The sequence below is a fragment of the Viridibacillus soli genome, assembly GCF_016612995.1.
Lineage (GTDB): Bacteria > Bacillota > Bacilli > Bacillales_A > Planococcaceae > Viridibacillus > Viridibacillus soli.
In genome coordinates this window covers 32,439-58,722 of sequence record NZ_JAEOAH010000021.1, presented here as the reverse complement: position 1 = coordinate 58,722, position 26,284 = coordinate 32,439, and the positions used below count along the sequence as shown (strand labels likewise).

The window sequence follows — 26,284 nt, the reverse complement described above, 5'->3', positions numbered from 1 at the left end:
GCGACCTTTTTTTAAAAGAATGGCTATGTTAAATTACATTTTAAAACTTCACATCAAACAAAAACTTCAATCGCCACAGTAATGCTTTCGACGGAATAAAGGGAAAGACGGTATCACGCGCTTTTGCCAAAAATGGTGAGCTAAGTTGAGCAGACCAACCAATTTGGCGAGAAAGTGAAATTACTTTTGCCGTACGAGCAACACGTTCTTTCTCATAATAATGGAACGCATCCTGAAAATCGGCAAATTCCGTAAGTGCAGTCGCCAAAACAAGTGCATCCTCAATCGATTGCCCAGCACCTTGGCCCATATTAGGTGTTGTAGCATGTGCAGCGTCTCCTAACAAAACAATACGCCCGTAAGCGAATTTCTTCAGAGGGCAGATATCTTTTAAATCGTGATGTAAAATATCATCTGGCTTTGTATCAAGTATTAGCTCAGAAACAGGAGCGGGGAACTTTTCAAACAAACAAGCGATTTCTTCCCGACCTAGGGAGTGATAAAAAGAATCACGTTCGCGAGCATTGACACAGGCAAACCAGTATACTTGTCCATTTTTCAATGGAGCAAAGCCAAAGCGCCCAGTAGTCGACCATATTTCACAGGATGTATGGGAGTCGACGCAACCTTTGTTTTCAGCGACACCACGCCAGCACGTATAACCGGCATAACGCGGGGCAGAACCGGGTACGAGTTTCTGCCGAATAGGTGAATGAATACCATCCGCAGCAATGAGCAGATCGACTGTCACATAAGTACCATCTTCAAAAAAGGCTGTTACGTGCTCATCTTCCGTCACAACATCCACACATTTCTTGCTATACTTCACCGTTTCTTCTGCTAAAGTATCTAATAATGTACTATGCAAATCGGCACGTTGAATTGTAATGTTTTCCTGCCCGTAAAGCCGTTTAATGGCACCAAAGTCGATTGTGTTCAATGTTTTACCATGGCTGTTTTGAAACACTTGTGTTGTCAACGACGTCCCATCCGTATAAACCTTTTCACCAACACCCATTTTCAGCAGTGCTTGCATAGCGTTTGAACCTATTCCAATGCCTGCACCGACTGGTTGGAAGGTAGGAGCGGCCTCGAAAACTTCTACTTCTATATGTTGTTTTTGTAAAGCAACTGCGGCACATAAACCACCGATCCCGCCACCAATAATAGCAATTTTCAACTGTACTCAAACCTTTCTAAAAAGGAGTATTTTCCTAAGTATAAGCTACAAAAGGATTACCGTTATCCTAATGCGCTTATAGATTCATAAATAGGACTAGTTTCCTTTAAATTAAATTGTTAAAATATTCATACAGATATTGCTTGTGGTTATACTATTTGATAACCGATAGATTGCTACTAGAAGGAGGCTGACATGCAGAATGGACAACAACGATCTACAAAAAAGAGCTGATTCGTCTGAACAACAGCCAGCTCAAATTGACGAAAATAATAATATGTTGACGCCCTTTTTAGACGTAAAAACAGTGAAACGCCTAAAGGAAAAGTATATTGCTCAAGCACGGGAGCGTTTGCCGATGTATTTTTCTGCTGATAAACGGATGAAAATGCAAGCGCTCTCAGAAGAGCAATTGCAACAACAAGGATTACCAAAAGAAATTTTCTGGAAGATGGTCGAATTTAATGTGAGTGCAAAAGGTGGCATTTCTTTTGATCGACTGCCTGCAATTGGCGAACATATCGATTACTTAGCTTCTGAATATATCACATATAAAATGCGTATTGAAAATGATTTTGAAGGTGAGGAGCAGGCGGCACAGCTTGCTAAGCTAGATGAAATTTTCGGGCGTGGATTGATGAGAATGTCTAACGCTTATATAGATTCTGTCGGTGCATTTTTTGAAAGAAATGAAGTCGCAGGAGAAGCCTCTTTAATGGAGCAATCCATTAAGGGGATTTACCAGTATAAGCTAGCGAAATACGGTAAATTTGCTGCGGCAAATCCAAATTATGCATTTATTAAAGGAACAGAAGATGCATGGTTACAGCGTGATTCTTATTTTATGGGTGATATTTTGCGTTTAGTCATCGCAAAAATAGACGAGAATCGTATAAAGATTAAGGAGAATCCGTATACAACATTGGAGTTAACTGCAGTGGCGGCATTTTACCAAGCAGTACAGCGTCGTTTAGCAAATCAAAAATCAACTTCTGTTAGTGAAGAACAGCTTGGCGTAGAGCTTGGTTTTTTACGTATGAAGTTAGAGTTATTGATTCAAAAAGAGGGTGTTTCACCTGAACTTGCCCGCAAAATGGAAATAGCGTACAATTCATTTTTTAATTATAAAATTACTGATATTAATCAACATCAAGAAGAGACAAAAAATAATCCTTACACAAGAAATCGAGATGCATACAGTGACTTAAATCATGAAACGGTTGAGCATTGGGCAAAACGTATGCGTTGTAGCTTACAAGAAAAAGAGACTCAACAAGTTTTTGAGGAAATCATCTCAGCAGCCTATACTGCATTCCAACAAAAAGTGCAACAAGATAGTAAATTAGAGCGCTACCAAGAGCAAAATGATTGGTATTCATTCTATGAAGAATCACAATCTAGTAGCTATCAAGTAGAGCGTCCAGATACATTTACTTATCAATCTTTAGTAGCGGATTGGAATGACTTTATAGAGAACATAATAACCGATCAAACGTTGAGTTTTCATTAATAACTTTGCTTTTAAATAATACTTATTAACCTTTCACTATAGTTTAGAAGTTCATATCAAAACGAATGGTCATCCTGCAGCTTAGCAGTGGTGGCCATTTCACATTTATTGTTATGACAATTTCATATAAAATAGAGGGAAATTAATTAGATGGAAGAAGGGGTCTCGTGTCATTTTTTATTTTCATCGTGATTGGCTTTGCAGGAAATTTCATCGGGACACTGAGCGGTGGAGGCGGACTAATTACCTTACCGACGATGCTACTATACGGATTGCCGGTGCACTCAGCTATTGGTGCAAATAAAGTAGCGAATACTGTTAGTTCATTAACAAGCTTTTTAGTGATTTTTAAAGAAAAGGGAGTAACGTTAAAGGAAGCGCTAAGTGTTTTAGTAACTTGTTTAGTAGGTGGAGCGGTTGGTGGAATCATTGCATCATTTATGAGCGGAGATTCTTTGACGCTAATCGCTATTGTTTTATTAACCTTTGCCTTTGTCACTTCTTTTTTACGGAAAGGAAATTTTGTAGGTGAAAAAATGTTTAAGCTGAACACTAAAACGGGCTCTATACTATTTGGAATCGGGATGTATGATGGGATGTTTGGGCCGGGTAGTGGTACGCTACAAATGTATTTGTATGCGAGTCAAAAAGTCGCCTATATTCGAGCAGTCGGTTTAAGTAGAGTTGGTGTTTTTGCGGGTTGCTTTGGAAGTGCTATTACATATATTTCGACAGGGAAAATCGTTTGGTCACTGACAATTGCACTAATGGTTGGCGGTATAATTGGTGCGCAGGTAGGTATTAAAGTTGCGCGTAAAATGAACGTGAAGTATGTAAATCCGTTGCTACGGGGTATTACACTGTTATTAATCGTACAAATTATTATGAGTTATTATAAATGACCCTTTAACTTAAGAGTTTTAGGGTTTTTTTTTATTTTAAAACTAAATTTGGTTTTTCAAAATATCATAAAAATACAGTTTTGTCTAAATTCTTACAAAATTAAGAAATTTACTTTTATTTCTCCTTTATTACATATCATCATATTGAAGCTATTGTATTATTTGGATATCATTAAATAAAGACTTTTGGCATTATTTTTAGTAATATTATGGATAATTGATGTTGGGGGATATGGAAAATGAAAAGGATAGGGACGAAGCTAACAGCAACAATTGTACTTTTACTATTAGTTACATGTGCATCATTAGGTGTTTTCGCATACATAAATACATCTGAATCAGCGATAAATCAAGTGGAAAAGTCGCTTGCAGAAAAATCAAAAGATACAGCACATTACATGGAAGAGCGCTTCAAACGTAGTTTCGTGGAACTTGAGAGTCTTGCTGCAAATCAGATTGTTCAAAGCATGGATGAAAAAAAGCAGAAGGTTTTTTTGACAGAGCAATTAAAGAAAAAAGAGGATTATTTAACGTTTGCTGTGATCACAGCTGATGGCACCTCGCATTATTTGGACGGCACAACGGCAGATCTTAGTGATCGTGACTATGTGGTAGAGGCATTTGCAGGGAAATCGGCAATGTCTGATGTTATTGTTAGCCGTGTGACAGGTGAACCCGTTATGATGATTGCGACACCTATTGACACGAAAACAGGAGAAAAGGCATTATTATTAGCACGCATTGATGGCTACTATTTGAGTAATATAGTAAATGAAATTACATTCGGCAAAACCGGCTATGCCTTTATGTTGAATGAAGAAGGAACGATTTTAGGGCATAAAAACGAAGATTATGTAAAAAATCAACTAAATTATATTACTTCCTCCAAAGAAGAAGGAAAGTATAAAGAAGAAGCTAAAGTATTCCGAACAATTTTAGATAGTGGTGAAGGGGTATTTAAAGATGAAACACGATTAATGGGTTACCATACTTTAGATAATGGTTGGGTAATCGCTGTTGTTGCAAATGAGTCTGAAATGTTGTCATCATTAGATGGATTGCAAAGGGATTTTATTTTCTCATCTATTTTCATGGCAATTTTAGGGATCATTATTGCTTTCTTCCTATCTCTCTCCATTAGTAAACCAATTACGGAGCTTGTTGAAATTAGTGAACATTTGGCAAAGGGTGATTTTACAAATACAACCTCTAACAAATATCAAAAACGCCGTGATGAGCTCGGTCAGCTTTCAAGAGCTTTAATGCGAATGAGTGATAGTATGAAAACAATGATTTCTAACGTGCACAATAGTGCGAACAGTGTTAGTGATTCTTCTAGCCGGTTAATGCAACATGCGGCAGATGTCAATCAAATGACATATGATATTTCGAGGTCGATTCAAGAAGTTGATCGCAGTGCAGAATCGCAAATGGCCATGGCTGAAGAAGGAGCACAATCTATGGAGCAAATTTCAAGCGGCATTCACAATGTAGCTGAAATTGCCGCAACTGTTGCAGCACATTCAGAGTTCATTACTGAAAAAGTAAATGATGGCCATATTGCAGTCCAAAAGTCGGTCGAGCAAATGATTATTATTCAACAAGGAACAGAAAAAGAAACGAAAATTATTCATGAATTACAAAAAGAATCAGCAGAAATTGGCCAAATATCTCAAATGATTGCTGATATTTCAGCGCAAACGAATTTATTGGCATTGAATGCATCAATTGAAGCAGCCCGTGCAGGTGAAGCCGGAAAAGGGTTCGCAGTCGTAGCGACAGAGGTTCGCAAACTATCAGAGCAAACGGCCCATTCAGCATCGCAAATTAACCGATTGATTCAGAGCGTTCAAACTTATACTAGTGAAGCTGTTATTGCGGCGGAGCAAGGTGAAGAGGGTGTAGTAAACGGTTTAGAGGTAATAGACAAGCTCGGCGATCGATTCCAAGATATCGTTAAGGCAGTCGAAGAAATTTCGAACCAAATTGAAGAAATGACAGCTGTTTCAGAAGAAATGTCATCAAATACTGAAGAAGTATCCGCTTCTATGGAAGAAATGTCCGCCACTGCGGGAGCTTCAGCAGAATATGTCCATGAAGTAACAGCTGCAACAGATAACCAAAAACGCACAGTGGAGGATATGAACGACTTCACAAAACACCTATCTGAAATGGCACAAGAACTTCGCAAATCGGTTAATCAGTTTAAGTTATAATTGGAAATCAGCCTCTCACAAGATAGAGAGGCTGATTTTGTTGTGAAAAAAGCTCGCAATCAGCCTGTCTGAACCGATTGTGAGCTATCTTTAAATTAGGCTGTTTTCATAAAGGTTGTTGCTAAATAAAATGTGTTAATCATTCATAAATCAAAAAACTAACGAAGATCTAACCATTACATTGCTATAGTAATGGTGTAACGTTACAAAACAATTTTAGGAGGATTATTTATGATACTTAAACAATTAGGAATTGGTGCACTTGCATTAGGAGTATTAGTCGGTGGAGGTGCATCTCTTTCAGCATTCGCATCAGATAATAGCGAAGAAAATATAGTACAAAAAAGCGAAGTCAAATTATCTAGTGCTGAGCACAAGGAATTTAACGGACAAGATGAATTGCCAGAAGGTATTATCCAAATGTATGAGGTTAAAATAGAAGGTGCTGATACTAAGTCCTTTGAGCTTATTAATGGACAACATGTTATTATCCAAATGGATGAGGTTAAAATAGAAGGTGCTGATACTAAGTCCTTTGAGCTTATTAATGGACAACATGTTATTATCCAAATGGATGAGGTTAAAATAGAAGGTGCTGATACTAAGTCCTTTGAGCTTATTAATGGACAACATGTTATTATCCAAATGGATGAGGTTAAAATAGAAGGTGCTGATACTAAGTCCTTTGAATAATGGACAAGATGAATTGCCAGAAGGTGTTTTCCATTTGGATGAGATTAAAAATTAATGAAAATCTATTGGTGATTCTGAAATATCCTATTTAATTTTCACTAAACAGAGATAGGAAAAAAATTATAAAAGCTTGCTTTGATTACCGAAGCAAGCTTTTATAATTTAATCAAATTTATTTGAAATTTAGGAGATTGAGAAAATGAAATTATTATTAATTGAAGATGAAAGAACACTCTCAAGACTCATTGTGAAAGGCCTTCATAAAAGTGGATACGCCATTGATACAGCATTTGATGGTGAAGAAGCATTAGAGCTCTTTGACATTAATATATATGACTTAATTATTCTTGATTTAAACATACCTAAAATTGATGGAATAGATGTTTTAAAACACATTCGTCAAACAGATGAAAACATGCGCGTCCTTATTTTATCTGCTCGCTCTGATATAGATGATGTCGTTATTGGTCTTGATAATGGCGCAAACGATTATGTAACAAAACCATTCGACTTTCAAGTATTAGAAGCTCGCATACGCTCATTACTGCGCCGAACATTTTCACAAAAAAGTACTATTGTGTCAGCGGCAGATATTAAGATTAATACTGCGCAAAAAATCGGATTTGTTCATAATACACCTATTGATTTAACCAAAAAAGAATATGCCATTTTAGAGTATTTAATTTTCAATAAAAACAAAATTATCAGTGCTGAAGAATTAATGGAGCATGTTTGGTATAGTGAGGTGGATTTATTATCAAACACGTTAAAATTCCATATTCATTCGATAAGAAAAAAAATCGCCAAAGAACTTGGGAATGTCGAGGTGATTAAAACAGTTAGAGGCCAAGGCTATATTATACAAGATAATGAGGTAAATCAGTTATGAAATATTTATCATTAAGAATGCGACTAACAGTTTTAACTGGTGTAATTCTAATCATGACGACAATATTATTAACCATCATTTCTATTAGCAGTGCAAACAACAAATTTGTCCAACCATTAACAGGATTGGAAGGTACGCATGTAACTATTGAAGAAATGCAAATTGATGAAAAACAAACTAATGAAACACAAGAATTTGACTTAAAAACACCTTCATCACCGAATGAAAATAGTAAGTATTTAGAAGAAATGAAAACGGTAAATAAAAAATTCCAATTCCAGAGTCTTATTTGGATGATTGTAATTATGGTTATAGGTGTTGGTGCAATTTATTTCGTAGCTGGAAAAGCATTGGAACCAGTTAAACATTTACGTAAAAGCATAGAGAATATTAATGAACATAATCTTTCTGATCGTATCAATAATATTAATTCAAAAGATGAAATTGGTGACCTTGCTTCAGAATTTAATAAAATGCTTCACCGAATAGAAAACTCCTATACTTATCAAAAAAACTTTGCTGCAAATGCTGCCCACGAATTAAAAACGCCACTTACGACAATGAAAACAGGTATACAAATACTAAAGCTTGAACTATCACCCACCATTGATGACTACAAGGAGAATTTGGAGATTACAGAAGAAAGTACACAAAGACTCATTGATATTGTTGAAGATTTATTAATGCTTGCAAATAATCATGCTGTAAAATTTTCAGACAAAATTGACCTCCACCAAATGTTCGAAACAATCGCTCAGGAAGTCGCTCCACTTTGTGCTGAAAAAAATATTACACTTACGCTCAACAACTGTAAAGAAAGCATAATTGGCAATAAAATACTTATTTATAGGGTCTTTTCCAATATAATTGAAAATGCTGTGAAATATAATAAAACGAACGGCATGATTGAGATAATCTGTCATGATCAACGTGACTGCATTCGTATCAGTATCGCTGACACAGGTATCGGAATCGAAAAGGAAGACCTTCCATTTATTTTCGAACCATTTTACAGAGTAGATCAATCACGCACAAGAAGCTTAGGTGGCTCTGGGTTAGGTCTTTCCATCGTTAGGTCGATTATCGAGAAGCATAAAGGGCGAATACATGTGAAAAGTGCCAATAATATTGGTACGATCTTTGAGATAGAATTACTAAAAAACTAGCCGAACGCAAACAGCCAAACACATACTACGAAATAGATATTATATCTAACTTTCTTATCAAGACTTAAAATAAAAAAAGGTAAATAAATTAAAGGATACAACATATTAGTCATATAAAATATGTTGTATCCTTTCTTGTTCAACTAACCTGCTTCGTTAATTGAATAGCAACAATCTTTTAGAAAACAGCTTTAAATTAAAACACTTCTTTCATCTTCTCTAGTAATTCAGCACCTGTCATCGTCTGTTTGCCACCGCCTTGTACAAAGGCATCACTGCCACCACCTTTACCATTTAGTAAGGGGAGCACGGCTGTAGAAACATCTTTCATACTCACGCTATCTACATTAGCACCACGAGCAGCGACAAACTGCAACTTATCACCATGATTACCAACAAGAAGTGCCACCACATTCGCATCTTCAGCAACTATAATACGAGCTAGTTTTTGCAATTCTTGAATGGAGCGCTCCTCATAAATAGCGCCGGTTACACCATCCGTAGCTGCTTCCGTCAGGTCTAATGCTTCACACGCTAGTAACTGATTCTTCGCCTCTTCTAAAGCTTTCTCTAGCCCCTTTTGGACAGTTAATAGCTTAGTAACTGAATTTGCTACTTCATTTTCAGGAGCATTTGCTATTTTCGCAGCTTGGCTTAATTCATTCTTTCGCCAATGTAGCTCACTTAAAACGCGGCCGCCGCATAGGAAGTGCACGCGTACTTTACGTTTTTGCTTTTCAATAGACATAATTTTAATGGCGCTAACTTGTCCCGTTGAAGTAGGATGAGTGCCACCACAACCGTTATTATCGAAATCAGGGATGATGACGAGGCGGATTTCATCGGTCACACTAAGTGCTTTACGCAAGTTATACTGCGCTAATTCGTCCTCCGTCACCCATTTTGTTTCAATTGGTCGGTTTTCTAAAATGATTTTATTTGCCAATGCTTCTGCTGCTACAAGCTCGCTCTCACTAACATTTTCAACATCTAAATCGATCGTTACAGCCCCACGACCTAAATGGAAGCTCACAGTTTGATAGTCGAATAGTTCAACAAAAGCTGCAGTCAAAATATGCTGCCCCGCATGCTGCTGCATATGATCAAATCGGCGATCCCAATCGAGTACGCCCTTTACTATATCAACCCCATCTGGCAAAGCTTCTGCAATATAATGGCGAATTTCATCGGCTACTTTTTCTACATTAACTACAGTAATACCATTCAATGTACCTGTATCATGAGGTTGACCCCCTCCAGTAGGGTAAAATGCTGTATTATCAAGCACGATAAATGTACGCCCATCTTTCTCTATACCTTGTTTTACAACGGTTGCCGAAAATTCCCTCACCATCGCATCTTGATAGTAAAATAACATCTGCATAGTAATCACTCCTTCTTTTTTATAAGAAAATACATGTAAATTAGCTAAAAACTTTACTAATCGCATTTTTGCTTTAATATTAATGAATGACACATGCAAAAAAGGAGCGATTCTTTATGGACATTTTAGCATATACAATGGATGAAATTTTAGATCCGACAAATATTATTGAAGGAAAACGCTTTGAATTCTTATTAGATATCGAAGTAGATGAAGAGGACGAGCTATTTGTAGAAGGCGGCCTTGAAATACGCGTAATCGCAGCAAGAAAAGAAGATGACATTAAGCTTGCAAATTACTACATCGTCAACAAAGGTACTGAAGAAATGTTAGACTTCGCACTAGAAGAAGATGAGGAAGAAATGATTCTTAACTTCTGCAAAGTGCACATCATAGCAGGCGAATAATAAATTTATAATGTAACATAAAGGCATTCGAGTATAGTTTAAAAACTTTTACACTGAATGTCTTTTTTGCTATGATGAGAATTATTTTAGAAAAAAGCCGAAAAGAGGTAAAACAATGGCCGCCTATACACAGCCAATTTACGTCGCAATGATTACATTTATCTTTTTAGCCATCGTTATTTTTGTTCCTTGGCTCATTTACACATACCGTAAATACGGATACTTACCATTATCAACGACGCTTATAATATTTTCATTTGTTTTTTACTTTATAACGGCATTATTTTTAGTATTATTACCACTACCAGAATCGCGTAACACGTGTATTACGCAGCAGCCAGGTACACAGCATTATTCACTCATGCCGTTCCGCTTCATCGCAGACATCTTTGCAAATAGCGGTATAGTCTTATCTCAGCCTGCTACATATGCATTATTAGTCAAACAGCCAGCATTTTATCAAGCCTTTTTTAACTTCCTATTATTATTACCGTTCGGCGTTTACTTACGTTATTTCTTCCAACAGAAAAAATATTGGAAGAAGGCACTTGGCTTCACTTTTGCCTTAACTTTATTTTACGAAATTACACAAGTAACAGGTATCTATGGTATTTATAATTGTGCTTATCGTATTTTTGACGTCGATGATTTAATGCTTAATACAGTAGGTGGGGTACTTGGCTTCTTTATAGCACCAGCAATTTTGGCGCTGTTCCCATCGAAAGAAAGTATTAATGCGAAGGCTGAAAGATTGATGGCTCTTGATGACGTGCGTGCACTTCCTGTATTAATCGCTTTATTAATAGATGTTTTCATTATTGATTTTGTATCGCAATTAAGTACAGCGTTTGTTGAGTCCAATATTGTTATCATATTCTTGATTAAATCATTATTCTGCTTCATCGTATTCTTTATCATTCCTTTAGTTTGGAATGGCCATACGATTGGTTCGAAAATTATGCGTTTCCGCTATGATAGTAAAATCAGTGACTCAGATACACGGAAACGTATGTTCAAACGTTTTGTTGCCATCTACCTGACATACTTTACATTCTTTGTACTAAGTGTTTTCGGGGATATGAATTTACAAATCGGTTCACCGTACTATGAATTGAAGGTATTTTTAGCACTTGGAACAGGTTTACTTAATATATTATTAATAGTTGTTTTGTTCTTCCACGTGTTACTTGTCGCGTTCGGAAAAGGTAAACGACGTTTCTATTTTGACGAAGCATCTGATCTACACACAACGAGAAAATAAAGAAAAAAGAGGACTTTCCATCAAATGGGGAAGTCCTCTTTTTCATTCATGTGATTGATTCGGGATATGGGATATGTAAGATTTAAGGTTCCTGTAAGGTTACGACAAATATGCTGTAAGGGTGGGGTTATATAGTATGTATATCGGCAAACAACAGAAGAGGTGACTCAAATGAAATCGTTATTAAAAATAGAAAACGTTAAAAAAACATATGGCAAGACATCGAATGCATACACAGCACTAGAAAATATTTCATTTCAAATAGAGCGCGGGGAATTCGTTGGGATTATGGGACCTTCAGGAGCAGGGAAATCGACATTACTAAATCTCCTTGCAACTATTGATACACCATCAGAAGGTAAAATTTTCATGAATGATAAAAGTATTCATGATATGAAGGAAGCGGCGCTATCTGATTTCAGACGCGATAATTTGGGCTTTATCTTCCAAGATTACAACTTGTTAGACTCATTAACTGTAAAAGAAAATATTCTATTACCGTTAGCAATTACAAAAGTACCAGCAAAGGAAATAGAAAAACGCGTACAAAAAATAGCTAAAGTTTTTGGAATCGAAGCATTACTTAGCCAATACTCCTATCAAATTTCAGGTGGTCAAAAGCAACGTACAGCTGCTGCAAGAGCAATCGTTACAGAGCCAGCGCTTATTTTAGCTGATGAACCAACTGGTGCGCTAGATTCAAAATCTGCAACGGATTTATTAGAAAGCTTAAGTTCACTAAATGCCAACAATGAATCGACTATTATGATGGTCACACATGATGCTTTTGCTGCTAGTTTTTGTCGACGCATTATATTCATTAAGGATGGCAAGCTATCTAAGGAAATTTACCGTCGCGACCAAACACGAAAAGTATTTTTCCAAGAAATTTTAGATACATTGTCTGCTATTGGGGGTGAGGTAGATGACGTTATTTAGTTTAGCGAGGAGAAATATTGCACGAAACTTCTCTCAATATTTTTTGTATATTGCATCAATGGTATTCAGTATCGTCATCTACTTTACCTTCGTTACATTAAAATATAGCGATATCGTATCCAAAATGACGGAAACATCACAGAAGATGGGTTCACTTATGAGTGGAGCAGCCGTTGTTTTAATCTTCTTCGTCGCCATTTTTATAGCATATTCAAATTCATTTTTTATGAAAAAACGAAAAAAAGAAGTAGCGCTTTATGCGTTATTAGGTGTGAGAAAGCGCCAAATTGGTTTAATGTTATTTTTTGAAAATTTATTATTAGGTGTGTTTTCATTAGTAATAGGTATTTTCTTAGGTTTCCTTAGCTCGAAATTATTCGTTACGATTCTAATCCGTTTAATGGGTTATGATGTCGTCGCACCATTCACGCTATCAACGGAAGCAATCATAAATACAGCAATCGTTTTCTTTATCATTTTCTTTATCACATCATTCCAAGGTTATCGTTTAATTTATCAATTTAAGTTAATTGATCTATTCCATGCATCCAAAAAAGGTGAAGCAGCACCGAAGCCTTCATGGATTGTCGCTATCTTAGGCTTACTGAGCATTGGCACGGGATACTGGTTAGCATTACAAAACTTATTAACATCCGAAGCATGGCGTATTTTAGGTATGTTCACACCACTTGTTATTTTAGCGACAGTCATTATAGGAACATTTCTGCTATTCCATAGTGTTACAGGCTTTGTTTTATCATTATTTAAACGTCGTGAAAAATGGCTTTGGAAGGGCCTACACTTAATGACCATTTCACAATTACTATACCGAGTGCGTGGTAACGCCCGTACATTAACCGTGATCGCTATTTTGAGTGCAACAACAGTAACAGCTGGAGGCGCAGTTTACAGCCTTTATTACAATATTAATGACAGTGTAAAGCTTGCTGATCCAAACACGTTTATGTACAAGCAAGCTGCGAATGTCGATAACGATAAAGTAACATCATTACTACCTGCTACAATATACGATGAAAATGTCTCTGCATTGTTCGTCACATTTGAAGCGAAACAACTTGAATCTGCAATGAGTATTGACGAAGACAAACGCATTTACACAGTGATTGATGAAACAACATATAACAAATTAGCTAAACTGCAACATAAAGAAGAACTTCAATTAATAGACAATAAAGCAACTATTATTGATGTTGATTATCATGAAAATCTATCGCCTAAATATGCGGGTAAGACTATTACAGCAGAAAAGGGAACAGAGATTACATTGAAAGGGTATCATGATGTCCCTGTCCTAAACTTCAAGGCTGGTATGACACTTGTAGTCACAAACGAGCACTATAAAGAGCTCGAAAAACAAGGTGAGCCTGTGCAATTCCGTGCTATTGGAGTGGATGATGCAACAATCGATTTATCGAAAGGAATTGCTAGTTCATTACCTGATGAAGCACAATTTTCAAGCGCACCGGAAGATTATCAAAGCGGAATTGAAGGAATGGGATCACTACTATTCATTGGTAGCTTCCTAGGGCTCGTCTTCCTAGCGGCAACTGGTAGTATCATCTATTTCAAAGTATTAACAGAAGCAGAAGAAGATAAATCGCAATACAATATGCTCTATAAAATGGGTGTCAGCGCAAAAGAAATGAGAAAAACAGTCGCATCACAAGTGTGTGTTGTTTTCGCTGTACCACTTATTATTGGTCTTGCACATAGTGCCGTAGCATTAACAGCATTTTCGAATTTGTTTTCAATGGATTTCACTAAGCCTGTCATCATATGGATGCTTGCTTATACTACTATTTACGGTATTTACTATGTATTAACGGTTTATTCTTATAACCGAATTATTACCCAAAATAATAAAAACGAAGGATGATAATAATGAAAAAATTTCTAATTGCAATTGCATCACTTTTTCTAATTGGTGTTATTGGTATTGTAGTGTTAATGAAAGTGGATTTTAACCGTATGAACGCAGATAACTATTATGTGCATATTACAGAAGATGGCGTGAAAGAGGTAGGTAAGGGTTCTGATGGTAAAGTATATGAAACTTACCATTACAATTTAGAAAGTGTAAATGCTAAAGGTGAAACAAAAACAGTTGAATTCACTGCAAGCAAAAACTTACGTAAAGACGCATATTTAATGCTATATGTAAAAGAGGACAAGGGCGTTTCGTCATATGATGAAGTACAACTTTCAGATATTCCAAAAGAAGCACAAGCAAAACTAAAATAATTATTAAAAAAGGGTCATCGCTGGCATCGAAAACTTTCGACGGAGCGATAACCCTTTTTTATTACGTCGTTTTCAATTCTAAACGGCGTGCAATTATTGATAGAGCATAGTTCACAACGAAATACATTCCTGCAATAAGGATAAAGATAGGCATGATAAATTTGTCCCCGCCTGGCTGTGCATAAATCACGCTACCATTATGCATAAGCTCTGATAATGAGATAACTACCGCAAGAGACGTATCTTTTAATAATGATATGAATTGACTCACGATAGGTGGTACCATTCTCCGTAAAGCCTGTGGTAAAACGATATGCCACAAAGTTTGAACATAAGAAAGACCAGAAGAACGCCCCGCCTCAAGTTGCCCTTTATGAATTGAATTTAAACCGCTTCGAATGACTTCAGATAACATAGCGGATTCAAAAATTGTTAAGGCTGTAATTGCTGCCATCGTAGGGGTCAATTTTATACCTACTTCAGGTAGAGCGAAAAAAGTGAAGAAAATGATAAGCAGTAACGGTACGTTACGAATAAGCTCTACTAAAATAGCTAGTATTTGCGATAGTATAGGAATTTTCGCATAGCGAATTGTACCAATTAAGCCACCAATGATGAAGCTGAGTACGATTGCAATACCGGCAACTTTTAATGTAACTAAAAATCCTTCTAACAAAAACTTCAAATGATCTGGAGTATACGCACCTGCAAAATCCATGTACCCGACCTCCTTCTAATTGCTCTTCGCCAGACGTTTTTCTAAATAGTTAACGCCATAACTAAGAGGAAGAGTAATAACTAAGTAAAGCAAAGCAACGATAATATACACGTCAAAAACAACGTATGTACGAAGCGAAATTAAATCTGCTTGGTACATTAATTCGCCGGCAGCGATAACGCTTAATATAGAAGAGTTTTTGACGAGATTTATAAATTGGTTACCTAATGGTGGAATTACAATCTTAATGGCCTGAGGCAGAATAACATAGCGCATCGTTTCAATATAAGTTAAACCTGATGAACGAGCGGCTTCTGTTTGTCCTTTGTGTACCGCTAATATACCTGCACGAATAGCTTCAGCGATAAAGGCTGAGGTATAAATAATCAGTGCGATTGTACCGGCCTGAAATCCATCAAATGAAATACCTAGAGTAGGCAATCCAACAAATATGGTGAACGCAATAATCAGTAGCGGAATATTACGGAAAAATTCAACATAGATGGTACCAATCCAGTTCAGTGGTTTAATCGGAGCAATTCGGAATACCGCTAATATAGTTCCTAGTAAAAAACTACCAATGAGCGCTAGTAAACTACATAGCAGTGTTACTTTAAAGCCTTCAGCATACATATCCCAGTTTTCTGTTAATATCGTAAAATCTAGCATAATGAATCACTCCTTTAATTACGTGAGTGTATTTTCGTAAAGTCTCTGCTTCTTAAAAAGATGAAGAAAAACAGACAGTACATACCTAATGTAACTAACAGGAATCCATTAGAGTAGGTTTACTGCCTGTTAAAGTCTATTAAGTTTCTTTTTTAACAAGTAGCGGTTAAGTACTAAATGGTGAAAGGAGGATTAGTCCTTTTTAATCCATTTTTTGTGGATCTCATCGTAGCGGCCACTATCTTTCATTTCTGTTAACGCTTTGTTGATAGCCTCTACTAATTTAGTATTGCCTTTTTTAGCTGCGATTCCATAAGGCTCATCAGTGAATTGCCCACCTACTAATTCATAGTTGTTGTCTTGGTCAGCCATACCGTAAAGGATTGCGTCGTCAGTTGTTAAAGTATCACCTTTACCAGCTTTTAAAGCTGTAAAAGCTTCAGCATAGTTTTCGAATTCTAAAACTTGTGCTTTAGGAGCTTTTTCACGGATATTTTGAGCTGACGTAGAGCCTTTTACTGCTATTACTTTTGTTGAATTATCTATATCATCTATTGATTTAATTTTGCTACCTTTTTTAACAAGTAGAGATTGACCTGCTTGAAAGTAAACGTCAGAGAAATCTACTTCTTTTTTACGTTCTACAGAAATTGTCATAGTTGCAATGATTGCATCAATATCACCATTTTGTAGCATCGGAATACGCGTTTTAGATGTCACTTCTTTAAATTCAACTTTAGATGCGTCACCTAAAATACTTTTTGCAATTTCTTTTGCGATATCAATATCAAAGCCTTCAATATCACCTGTGCTTGGATTTTTTAAACCAAATAAATTAGAATCATTTTTTACACCAAAAACAATTTTGTCGTTATCTTTAATAGTTTGCAATACATCTTTATCTTTGCCGCCAGTTGTCTTATCTTTGTCCCCACAAGCAGCTAACATGAATACAGCCATGAATGCTAAAAGTAAGATTGAAAATAACCCCTTTTTACGTTTGAACATAATGATATCCCCCTAATTTGTATTAGTGATTTAAAATCCGACTAAGGAATGCTTTCGCCCGTTCCTCTTTAGGCTCAACATAGAACTCAGTTGGATCTGCATCCTCTAGTATTTGACCTTTATCGATGAAAATAATTCGATCGGCCACTTCTTTAGCAAAACCCATTTCATGCGTTACGACAACCATTGTCATACCTTCTTTTGCTAATGATTTCATAACATCTAAAACTTCCCCAATCATTTCAGGGTCAAGTGCAGATGTTGGTTCATCAAATAACATAATTTCTGGGTGCATTGCTAACCCCCTAGCAATTGCTACACGTTGTTGCTGACCACCTGAAAGCTGTGATGGGAAAGAATCTGCTTTATCAGGAATACCTACTTTTTTTAGATAAGCATGCGCCGTTTTTTTTGCCTCTTCCTTTGATTGCCCCAATGCTTTAATAGGTGCTAGAGTAATATTGTCTAAAACCGTCTTATGCGGATATAGATAAAAGTGTTGGAAAACCATCCCGATCTCTCTACGTAGCTTATTAATATCCGTTTTTTTATCATTCACTTCAATCCCGTTAACAGTAAGTGAACCTTCAGAAATGGTTTCTAATCGATTAATACAGCGTAATAATGTACTTTTACCAGAACCAGATGGACCGATAATAACCACTACTTCACCTTTGTTAATCGTCAAATTAATGTCTTTTAAGACATGAAAATCACCATAGTACTTGTTTGCATTTTTGAACTCTATCATTTGATTCCCCCCAAATCCCCAAAAACCCTCAATATTCGCCTTTTTAAAACTATTTCCACCGTTTAGAACGATAGTAATTAGATATATCATAACGTAATGTATATTTATTTAGCAACAAGTTATCTGAAAATACTGTTTAATCAAAAAAATAAAAATTGAAAAATAAATATATTTGTATAATTTAATATTGGCTGTATGACTCGTATTAACAAGGTAATGTTTAGTTTATATGAGTATTCTACTTTCTAATAATATATTAATATAATTATTTTAATGTAAAAAAATATTTTGTTATACAACAGAAACTTGTCGTTTAAGTGCGAAATATAGGTGTTATAAAATAGAATTTGAATCTATTATTCAAATGAAAGCGCTATTTATACATTGTGTGTATAAATAGAAATTTAATAGTAATGTTTGAAAAACTACTGATTATATTAATTTGTACTTAAAACCTTTGAAAGAGAACTATACAAAAAAGCTGAGAGTATAATTCTACTCTCAGCTTTTTTGTAGTTAGTTTAAATATTATTTCATTTTTTTGAGTTGTTTATTTAACTCTTGAACACTTTTCACTTCATCTTCAACAGACGTTTTTAGTAGTGTTTTTTGTCTTTTTAGTGCTGCATTTAGGGTGGATAGTTCTTTAGAAACAACAGCATTCTTTTGATCACGTTTCTTTTTCAGTGACGCTACAGTGTCATATAAGTCTTCGTGACCCATGATACGTCCTGCACCCCACATTAGACGATCGGCAGGTTGATCTAGTACATAATTTGTGAAGTAATCGAATACTTCTTTGTCAAAGCTATATCCATACCAGTTGTTATCAATTGCCAATAAATAATCATCTAGTGCTTTACTAGCATCACCTTTTTCAAGTGCCTTTATAGCACCTTGTAAGTTAATGATATTATTTTGTGCATGTTCATGTGGGAGAATGGGCTCGTCTTCCCAAGTTAAGCGTACGAATTGATCTTGTGCATATTTGTAAGTAGCTAATAAACTACTATTTAAAGAGCGACTGTCATCATAAAGTTTTTTCACTTCTTTGTCATCACCAGCCACTAAAGCTTTTGTATAGGCCGCATTAATTTTCTCAACTTGAGTATTAATATCTTTAGCTGTTTTAGATGTTGCATCAATAGCTGCTGTTAATTCTTTTGAAGAAATATTAGTATCTTTAAAAACATCCAACTTAATAGAATCTTTTAATGCATCTAATCTCGTTGTGAAATCAAGAGGCGTTACGGCAGTTTGATCATAATGCATAGCGAGTAGACCGTATAAATTTAAATGGAATTCTAAAGCTTTTCCATTATAAGTGTCTTCATTATCGTACTGTGTATGATAATGAGACTGCATGAATTCACTATCTTGGAAATCATTACGTAATGATGGGACCCCAGCAATAGAGAATGAAAAATCATCCGACCAAGTACGTAAAGGTGACACAACAGAAATACCGTCTTTATAGACGCCGTCAACTGACGGTACAGACTTCGTAAACTTAGTTAAAAAGTTTTTCAACTCATAATCTGCGCGAATTTCATTAGTCGTTGTATGCTCATAAGCGGGTAGTTCGAAGTTCATATCTGCAAATGCTTTTCCAACCCATTCAGGATGGATGCGGAAAATCTGGTTGTATGCACCTGTAGACCAGTCATAGCGCGTATTTGAAACGCCCCATTCCTCAGCAGCTAAGGCATTAAAGATGATTGTTTTCTCAGGCTTATAGTCACTATCTACAAGTCCTTTCGCTACGCCCATCATAAGAGCAATCGCAGCATTATCATCTTGGAAGCCATCAAAGTAAGAATCGTAATGCGCAGAAAGGATAATATATGATTCTGGGTCTTTACCTTCAATTTTTCCGTAGTAATTGTATGTTGGTTGGTCTAATTTAACAGTAGATTTTGCATCAAAGTTAACTGTTAGTTTATTATTATTTGCTTTTAATGATTTCTTTAGTTCTTTTGCGTCATTTTGGGATATAGAGAATGCGGGAGCATCTTCAGGCCCACAAATATCTTGAGCATTTAAAGCGTCGCCATCTACTTCACTATAGCCTTCACTTTGTACAGTTACAACTGCAGCTGCCCCTTTTAAATGAGCTTGATAAGCAGGGTAGCTAATCCACCAATCATCTCTCTGGTTAACATCTACAAGTACGAGTTTTCCTTTAATATTAAGGTCTTTCAAATCATCTGCTGTTCCTCGGTTTGCGTAAACAACATCAAATTCTTTTGTACCTTTCGTATCAAAATTCGTTTGATATGCACCTAAAACAGCCATTTTTTCTTTGCCATCAGTTGTTTTAAAAGTCATATCCGCCTTTTCGAATGTCCAGCTATCAACTGTGAATTCATCTTTTGATACATCGGTAAGCCCTATTTTCTTCATTTCATCTGCAATTAGCTCACCAGTTTTTAGTTCTGCTTTAGAACCTGCAGTACGATATCCTAACTTTTCGTTTGTTTTAAATTGTTCAAGGCTTTTTGCAAAATCGAATGAGTATTTAGCATCTGCTTTTGATAAATAATTATCAGAATATTGTTTTACTGCTGCTAAATCCCCGTTTTCTTTTACTTCTTTCTTTTTTTCTGCCGGTGTACAAGCTGCGAGTGAGGATGCAATTAGAGCTGTTGCTATTGCACCACGAAAAAATTTGTTCAATTAATATCATTCCTTTACACTGGATTTTCCAACCAGTATTAATTAAACGTTAATTTTCCTAGAATATCAATATTATTTAAAAAATGAGATAAATATTATGCTGAAGATAAGTAAATATAAAAAAATAGAGTCTAATAAGTCTAAAGTAGTATTACAATTTTCGTACCTTTGTTCTCAATGCTAGATAATTCGAGATCACCGTGATGAGCGAAAATAATATCACGAGCTATCGCCATTCCAAGTCCGGTGCCGTGAGTATTTTTTGTATTTGTCCCACGGTAATAACGATCAAATACTTGTTCAAGATCTTTAGCTGAAATGCCTCGGCCATTATCAGAAATAGTTATCCGTGTTTTATAAAGGAGAGATTGTCCACCTTGTGGATAAACAGCATCAATTCGAATAGTTACACACACATTTTCATCGTTATGCACAAGCGCGTTGTAGATAAAGTTTAAGACTGCTCTTTTTAGTAATTTTTTATCCACTTTATGAACGAGATTATCCACATTACTCACAAATTCGACTTGGCGTTCACCAAATTGAGGATCGTTCAAAAGGTCAATCGTCAGTTCACGCATAAAGCTCACAATATTAATAACTTCAAAATGCATCGGCAGCTGTTGATTGCGTAAACGAGTGGTTAAATTTAAGTCATCAAGTAAATCTTTCATATAAATTGATTTTTTCTCTACAATTGTTGAGTATTCTTGTACTTCATCAGTTGTGAGATCTCTAGCTCCGTCCTTCATCAATTCAGCATATCCTTGAATTGACGCAAGAGGGGTTTTCATATCATGTGATACATTACTAATCCATTCTTCACGCATTTGATCGAGGTGGTCTCGTTCTTTTTCATGCTCATTTAACTTTTCAGATAGCTCATTCACATTTCTGAAAACGTCTGTATAAACACCTTTAGGTATATTGATTTTCGTGAATTGTCGATTCCGTAGCTGTCCGATTCCTTCGATTAATGTATGAAGTGGTTTCGTCAAATGCCGAGTGAACAACAGTCCAATGATCAGAGCAATTAGTACATCTACTATTAGAAACGTTATTAGTAGCAGGTTAAAGAATTTAAAGAACTTCGTATAATCATAGGTCAAAACATAACGCCGAACGCCATTATCTTTTATCCCAATAAAATAACTGAGGTCATCTATCGCCCCAATATAAACGGTCGTAGTTCCATCAATTTCTTGATATTTATACATTTGTATGATTTCAGCAGGCGAGTAGCTCGTTGCAAGATTTTTAGGTGTCTTAAGAGCGGCAACTTGCTGTCCATTATTATCTAAAAATTGAATCCAAGCATGCTTGTCTTGCAACGCTTTTACACCATCTACATTCACAAAAGGTAAGCCATTTTCCATCTCGATATATTGAGAAAAAGAGCGTGTAAATGCCTCGGCAGATGTATCAGAAGTGTTAAAAGTTAAATAACTATTTCGCGTAAGGAGTAGTCCAGCTAATAGCATAGTATTAACGATGCCGACAATAATAACAATCACCACAACTGACCATAAAAAACGTCCTGTCAATCTCCACCTCATTTTAAAATCACTCCTTACTTATTAACTTATAACCAAGACCTTTAACAGTATTCAAAAATGTCGGGTTAGATGGGTCGTCCTCAATTTTTTCACGTAGGCGGCGGATATGTACCATTACCGTATTATCAGAACCAAAAAAATCCTCGCCCCAAACACGTTCAAATAATGTTTCTTTACTTAAAATTTGATTTGGATGATGGATAAAGCAATTCATCAAGCCAATTTCTTTCGCGGTTAACTCGATGATTGTTCCGTTTTTCTTCAATTCGGTACCATTCGCATCCATCTCAAAAGGTCCAACGCCAATACTTTTTACTGCTGTTTTTTCTTCTAAAAAACTAGCGCGTCTCAGTTGAGCTTTCACCCGATAAGCGACTTCCTTTGGGCTATAAGGCTTTGTAATATAATCATCGCCACCGATTGCAAGGCCTAAAAGCTTATCAATTTCGTCATCTTTTGCAGACATAAATAAAATAGGTACATTCGACACACCGCGAATTTGTTTACATAAGTCATAGCCCTCACCATCTGGGAGCATAATGTCTAACAACACTAAATCAGGTTTAACTGACTGGAATTTGTCCCAGCCATCCTGAATTGTTCCAGCTGTCACGACATTCGAAAAGCCTTCCTTATGTAACACCGTTTGAAGCAAACGAGCCAAATCTTCTTCATCGTCTATTAATAAAATACATTGTGTACTCATTAAAAATCTCCTCTGCATAAAACTTTTATCATTTAAGTATAGTATACGTATACATTTTTCGCTTTGGGTAACAATTTCAATCGTCCACTTCCTATGTTAAAATAACCCAAACTACACCGGCGGAAAAAATGACATGGAGATGATAAAGTTGATAGAAGTAAAGGGAATGCATACAAATGCGAAGATATTCTCGCATATTCAGCAGGACAAAGCAGTAGAACAAGTTCAAGAGTTATGTGATCAGCCGTTTTTACATGACGCAAAAATCCGCATTATGCCGGATTATCACGCTGGAAAAGGCTGTGTCATTGGCACAACTATCGCATTAAAGGATAAGGTCGTCCCAAATCTAGTAGGTGTTGACGTTGGTTGCGGCGTTCACGTGACAAAGTTGGCACCAATAGACATCGATTTCCAAAAACTTGATGATACTGTAAAGAAATACGTCCCATCAGGCACTAATTTACATGATAACGATAGTATTCGCTATGTCACAGACGATTTTCCAAAGGCGCAGCAATTTGTTGCTGCGCATATATTGAACGACGAAAGAAGTAAGCACAGTCTAGGCACATTAGGTGGCGGAAATCACTTTATTGAAGTCTCTCAAGATGAGGATGGCTATCTTTATCTTTGCATCCATACAGGGAGTCGTTCAGTTGGTGCTAAAATTGCAACTTACTATCAAAAGCTAGCATATGAACAAATCCAAAGTCGTGATGTAACGGGAATAGTGGATGTGTTAAAAGCACAAGGCCGATTCCAAGAAATTCAATCAGCTATAAAACAATATAAAACTAAAAATCCTGTTATTCCAAAAGATCTTGCATACGTACAAGGTGAGGATTTTCAAAATTACATCCATGATATGAAGCTTGCTCAACAATTTGCTAAAGAAAATCGTCGCCAGATTGCACGTTCCATCATCGAACATTTAGATTATGAAAAGCATATAGTTGAAGAGTTTGATTCTATTCATAATTATATCGATACTGATAACATGATTTTACGTAAAGGAGCTATTTCTGCACAAAAAGGGGAGCAGCTAATCATTCCGATTAATATGAGAGATGGCTCAATCATTGCATATGGTAAAGGAAATGAAGATTGGAATTATTCGGCTCCACACGGCGCAGGACGGATTATGAGCCGTACCCAAGCAAATAAAAATTTAAATCTTGAAGATTACCAAAAAACAATGGCAGGAATATGGACTTCTTCTGTTAACAAAGAAACATTAGATGAGGCACCAATGGCTTATAAATCAATGGAAGAAATTCTCGGAAATGTTCAGAATACAGTAGAAATCAAAGCTATTATTAAACCTGTTTATAACTTTAAAGCGAGTGATAACGAATGGTCGTATTCTCGTCGCAAAAAAAGGTCCAAGTAACCGTGGCGTTTGCCCATAGGGAAAGAAACCTTAAGTGAAGTTAATGCGTATAAGAAGTAGCAATTAAAAAAATGGGTTTACGGAGGAATATAAAATGTTGAAAAAATTTGCCTCAGATGCTTTAGGCCTTTCAGATATTGGAATTGTCGTACCAAAGGAAGACTTTGATAAAACAGAAGCTGATGATTTTGTCTTACACGAATCAGGTGAGGCTATATACTTCCTTATTAAAACAAAGGCAGACGAATACTGCTTTACAAATAAAGCGTTGATTCATGTAGATGGTGAAAATGCGTTAAGTAAAAAGCGCCTTCTGAAGCGTTACGACTATCAACACAGCACAATCACAGAGGTAATGTTAGAAACAGCGGGAACTATTGATTTAGATATAGAAATAAAATTTACTATTAATAATATCCCAATGTCCATCGACATTCACAAAAAATTTCTCTCAGAGATTAAAGACCTATACAAAGCACTCCATGCAATTTCTGTGGAAATGAAAAATAATGCACAGTATTTTGAAATTGCTCAAAATAGCTTAACATATGCTGCACAGTCAATTGGCAAAACAGAAAGCAATGAAGTTACACCGCCCCAATCATTCGAGCAAATTACGCGTTTTGCTACTGATTGGATGCTTCAAAACAAAAAGCAATATGTCAAAGAAGACTACAGTAAAGTATTTGAGCTATACATCAATCACTAATAGTTAAAAGGTGCTCCGATATCGGGGCACCTTTTTTGGTAGTGATTTTGAACGGCAGCCATTTATTATCCAGCACAGTTGGTGTTATTATGTTTTATCTATTCGGTAACGAACTGGACAATTGCTCTTGCAGTAGTTTTTTAGAAGTTGTTAATCCAATCATTCTTACCTGTCCCATAGTTTTCTTTCTGACCAATATCTTGCAACGAACCATTTTCGTACCCGATTGAAAGTACTAAGTCGGGAATTGAGTTAAAACCATTCTTAGCAAGTTGATATATTTGTGAACCATAATAAGAGGCTGCAACTCCGACATGGGCCTTTGTATATGGATTTTGACGGAGCTTTTCTTTATAGATTTCAAAAATGTCGGTGCCGTCTTCTGTCACAAATTGACCGTTCACAATGTCTAAATCTTTTAAATCATAGCCTGTCATCGTTTTGATTTCATTGACTAGACGGAACTTGTCTATTGTTGAACGTGTAAATTGGCTGGAATCATCGGAACGACTTTGCATAATGTGGAAAAATAGTTCTCTTGTATTATTAGCTGTATTTAGTATACCTTCTAATTTGTCTATGAGTGACGAATCATTTGTACCGCTAACTGTTAGCTTGAAATTACTCGGATGAATGGTAAATGTTAAATTTGACCCTTGAGGGAGGGTGATGCCATTTTTAGCAAACAGCTCATGTAGTTGACCATTTACTTGTTGGCGGTTGAATAACTTTTTTTTAGCACTCTCTATATGATCATTTACTAGTGGTTTTTCGCGAAAAGCTGCGTCTGCATAGTCATAACAGTTAATAACGCCTTTCCTTAGCATAGACGATTCCATACTACTAGCTGCATTCCTCTCTGCTTCGGTCAAATCGCTTCTGAAATAGGGTGAATAAGGATTGTGATATTTATCCTGAATGTGTATATGTGGATTTTTAAACTGTTTATTTTGTTCATTGATTTTTTGGTATTTATCATCCAATATTTTTCGTCTTTTATCTGATTCACTTTCCCGTATATTATTTCTTTGGATAATTGTGTCGTCTTTATTTTCAATAGTCGTTTTGTTCAATATAGTTTGTTTGCTCGCTGTTGTTACCGCATAGGGTGTAATTCCATTATTTATTTTCATATTCTACCTCCACTTGTATTTTTTGAAGTAAATCTCTATATATGAAATATCGGTAAATACATCAAATTGTTTAAAAAGGAATTATTTTCACAGAAATAATATTTTTTCCATAAATGTGTATAATGTGGTATTATGTTCTGGAAAGGGAGGTAGAAA

The 26,284-nt window shown here is 35.9% G+C and carries 23 protein-coding genes; 13 read left to right on the top strand and 10 right to left on the bottom strand.

The features are described from left to right. Positions 1-40 precede the first annotated feature (40 nt). On the bottom strand, positions 41-1,180 hold the full coding sequence (locus JFL43_RS13825; RefSeq protein WP_200749482.1) for an FAD-dependent monooxygenase: 1,140 nt from the start codon (positions 1,178-1,180) through the stop codon (positions 41-43). A gap of 202 nt (positions 1,181-1,382) precedes the next feature. On the opposite strand from JFL43_RS13825, the gene JFL43_RS13820 reads away from it, so the two are divergent. The 6 genes from JFL43_RS13820 (at position 1,383) to JFL43_RS13795 (ending at position 8,556) form a co-directional block, all read left to right on the top strand. Continuing rightward, complete coding sequence (locus tag JFL43_RS13820) at positions 1,383-2,690, top strand: hypothetical protein (protein ID WP_200749481.1); 1,308 nt, start codon at positions 1,383-1,385, stop codon at positions 2,688-2,690. 167 nt (positions 2,691-2,857) lie between these two features. Beyond that, a complete protein-coding gene (locus JFL43_RS13815) occupies positions 2,858-3,592 on the top strand; it encodes a sulfite exporter TauE/SafE family protein (protein WP_200749480.1) in 735 nt (244 codons plus the stop codon). 239 nt (positions 3,593-3,831) lie between these two features. Further along, entirely contained in the window at positions 3,832-5,808 is a 1,977-nt protein-coding gene (locus JFL43_RS13810) for a methyl-accepting chemotaxis protein (protein ID WP_234447786.1), read from the top strand. A gap of 231 nt (positions 5,809-6,039) precedes the next feature. After that, entirely contained in the window at positions 6,040-6,501 is a 462-nt protein-coding gene (locus JFL43_RS13805; protein WP_200749479.1) for a hypothetical protein, read from the top strand. Positions 6,502-6,700: 199 nt separating this feature from the next. Further along, on the top strand, positions 6,701-7,390 hold the full coding sequence (locus tag JFL43_RS13800) for a response regulator transcription factor (RefSeq protein WP_100795135.1): 690 nt from the start codon (positions 6,701-6,703) through the stop codon (positions 7,388-7,390). After that, a complete protein-coding gene (locus tag JFL43_RS13795) occupies positions 7,387-8,556 on the top strand; it encodes a sensor histidine kinase (RefSeq protein WP_200749478.1) in 1,170 nt (389 codons plus the stop codon). The genes JFL43_RS13800 and JFL43_RS13795 overlap by 4 nt, the downstream gene beginning before the upstream one ends. Positions 8,557-8,752: 196 nt before the next feature. Here the strand turns inward: JFL43_RS13795 and JFL43_RS13790 are convergent, their stop codons facing one another. Continuing rightward, positions 8,753-9,940: an alanyl-tRNA editing protein gene (locus JFL43_RS13790; RefSeq protein WP_200749477.1), complete on the bottom strand. Its 1,188-nt coding sequence runs from the start codon at positions 9,938-9,940 to the stop codon at positions 8,753-8,755. Positions 9,941-10,056: 116 nt separating this feature from the next. Here JFL43_RS13790 and JFL43_RS13785 point away from each other — a divergent pair, with 116 nt between their 5' ends. The 5 genes from JFL43_RS13785 to JFL43_RS13765 all read left to right on the top strand — a co-directional run bounded on the left by JFL43_RS13785 (position 10,057) and on the right by JFL43_RS13765 (position 14,809). Beyond that, entirely contained in the window at positions 10,057-10,347 is a 291-nt protein-coding gene (locus JFL43_RS13785) for a DUF6509 family protein (protein WP_100795133.1), read from the top strand. A 115-nt stretch (positions 10,348-10,462) separates the two neighbouring features. After that, positions 10,463-11,608 carry a VanZ family protein gene (locus JFL43_RS13780; protein WP_200749476.1) on the top strand — a complete coding sequence of 382 codons (1,146 nt, stop codon included), beginning with the start codon at positions 10,463-10,465 and terminating at the stop codon, positions 11,606-11,608. A gap of 171 nt (positions 11,609-11,779) precedes the next feature. Next, complete coding sequence (locus JFL43_RS13775; RefSeq protein WP_200749475.1) at positions 11,780-12,547, top strand: ABC transporter ATP-binding protein; 768 nt, start codon at positions 11,780-11,782, stop codon at positions 12,545-12,547. Next, a complete protein-coding gene (locus JFL43_RS13770) occupies positions 12,534-14,444 on the top strand; it encodes an ABC transporter permease (protein ID WP_200749474.1) in 1,911 nt (636 codons plus the stop codon). Before JFL43_RS13775 ends, JFL43_RS13770 begins: the two co-directional genes overlap by 14 nt. Before the next feature lie 5 nt (positions 14,445-14,449). Continuing rightward, positions 14,450-14,809: a YxeA family protein gene (locus JFL43_RS13765; protein ID WP_200749473.1), complete on the top strand. Its 360-nt coding sequence runs from the start codon at positions 14,450-14,452 to the stop codon at positions 14,807-14,809. Between the two features lie 61 nt (positions 14,810-14,870). Here the strand turns inward: JFL43_RS13765 and JFL43_RS13760 are convergent, their stop codons facing one another. The 7 genes from JFL43_RS13760 to JFL43_RS13730 all read right to left on the bottom strand — a co-directional run bounded on the left by JFL43_RS13760 (position 14,871) and on the right by JFL43_RS13730 (position 22,893). Beyond that, complete coding sequence (locus tag JFL43_RS13760) at positions 14,871-15,527, bottom strand: amino acid ABC transporter permease (protein ID WP_200749472.1); 657 nt, start codon at positions 15,525-15,527, stop codon at positions 14,871-14,873. Positions 15,528-15,542: 15 nt separating this feature from the next. Further along, entirely contained in the window at positions 15,543-16,196 is a 654-nt protein-coding gene (locus JFL43_RS13755; RefSeq protein WP_200749471.1) for an amino acid ABC transporter permease, read from the bottom strand. A gap of 192 nt (positions 16,197-16,388) precedes the next feature. Next, positions 16,389-17,204 carry a transporter substrate-binding domain-containing protein gene (locus JFL43_RS13750; protein WP_200749470.1) on the bottom strand — a complete coding sequence of 272 codons (816 nt, stop codon included), beginning with the start codon at positions 17,202-17,204 and terminating at the stop codon, positions 16,389-16,391. Positions 17,205-17,226: 22 nt separating this feature from the next. Next, a complete protein-coding gene (locus tag JFL43_RS13745) occupies positions 17,227-17,955 on the bottom strand; it encodes an amino acid ABC transporter ATP-binding protein (protein WP_100795125.1) in 729 nt (242 codons plus the stop codon). Between the two features lie 528 nt (positions 17,956-18,483). Next, positions 18,484-20,631, bottom strand: coding sequence for a M28 family peptidase (locus JFL43_RS13740; RefSeq protein WP_200749469.1), 2,148 nt, complete (start codon positions 20,629-20,631; stop codon positions 18,484-18,486). Between the two features lie 140 nt (positions 20,632-20,771). Then, positions 20,772-22,187 (bottom strand): sensor histidine kinase, encoded by a 1,416-nt coding sequence (locus JFL43_RS13735; protein ID WP_200749468.1) that lies wholly within the window; start codon positions 22,185-22,187, stop codon positions 20,772-20,774. A gap of 7 nt (positions 22,188-22,194) precedes the next feature. After that, positions 22,195-22,893 carry a response regulator transcription factor gene (locus JFL43_RS13730; RefSeq protein ID WP_200749467.1) on the bottom strand — a complete coding sequence of 233 codons (699 nt, stop codon included), beginning with the start codon at positions 22,891-22,893 and terminating at the stop codon, positions 22,195-22,197. A gap of 148 nt (positions 22,894-23,041) precedes the next feature. Between JFL43_RS13730 and JFL43_RS13725 the strand changes: the two genes are divergently transcribed. Beyond that, positions 23,042-24,286, top strand: coding sequence for an RtcB family protein (locus tag JFL43_RS13725; RefSeq protein ID WP_200749466.1), 1,245 nt, complete (start codon positions 23,042-23,044; stop codon positions 24,284-24,286). 94 nt (positions 24,287-24,380) lie between these two features. Next, positions 24,381-24,995, top strand: coding sequence for a PH domain-containing protein (locus tag JFL43_RS13720; protein WP_200749465.1), 615 nt, complete (start codon positions 24,381-24,383; stop codon positions 24,993-24,995). A 140-nt stretch (positions 24,996-25,135) separates the two neighbouring features. Here the strand turns inward: JFL43_RS13720 and JFL43_RS13715 are convergent, their stop codons facing one another. Continuing rightward, on the bottom strand, positions 25,136-26,128 hold the full coding sequence (locus JFL43_RS13715; RefSeq protein ID WP_200749464.1) for a DUF4885 family protein: 993 nt from the start codon (positions 26,126-26,128) through the stop codon (positions 25,136-25,138). Positions 26,129-26,284: the final 156 nt, after the last annotated feature.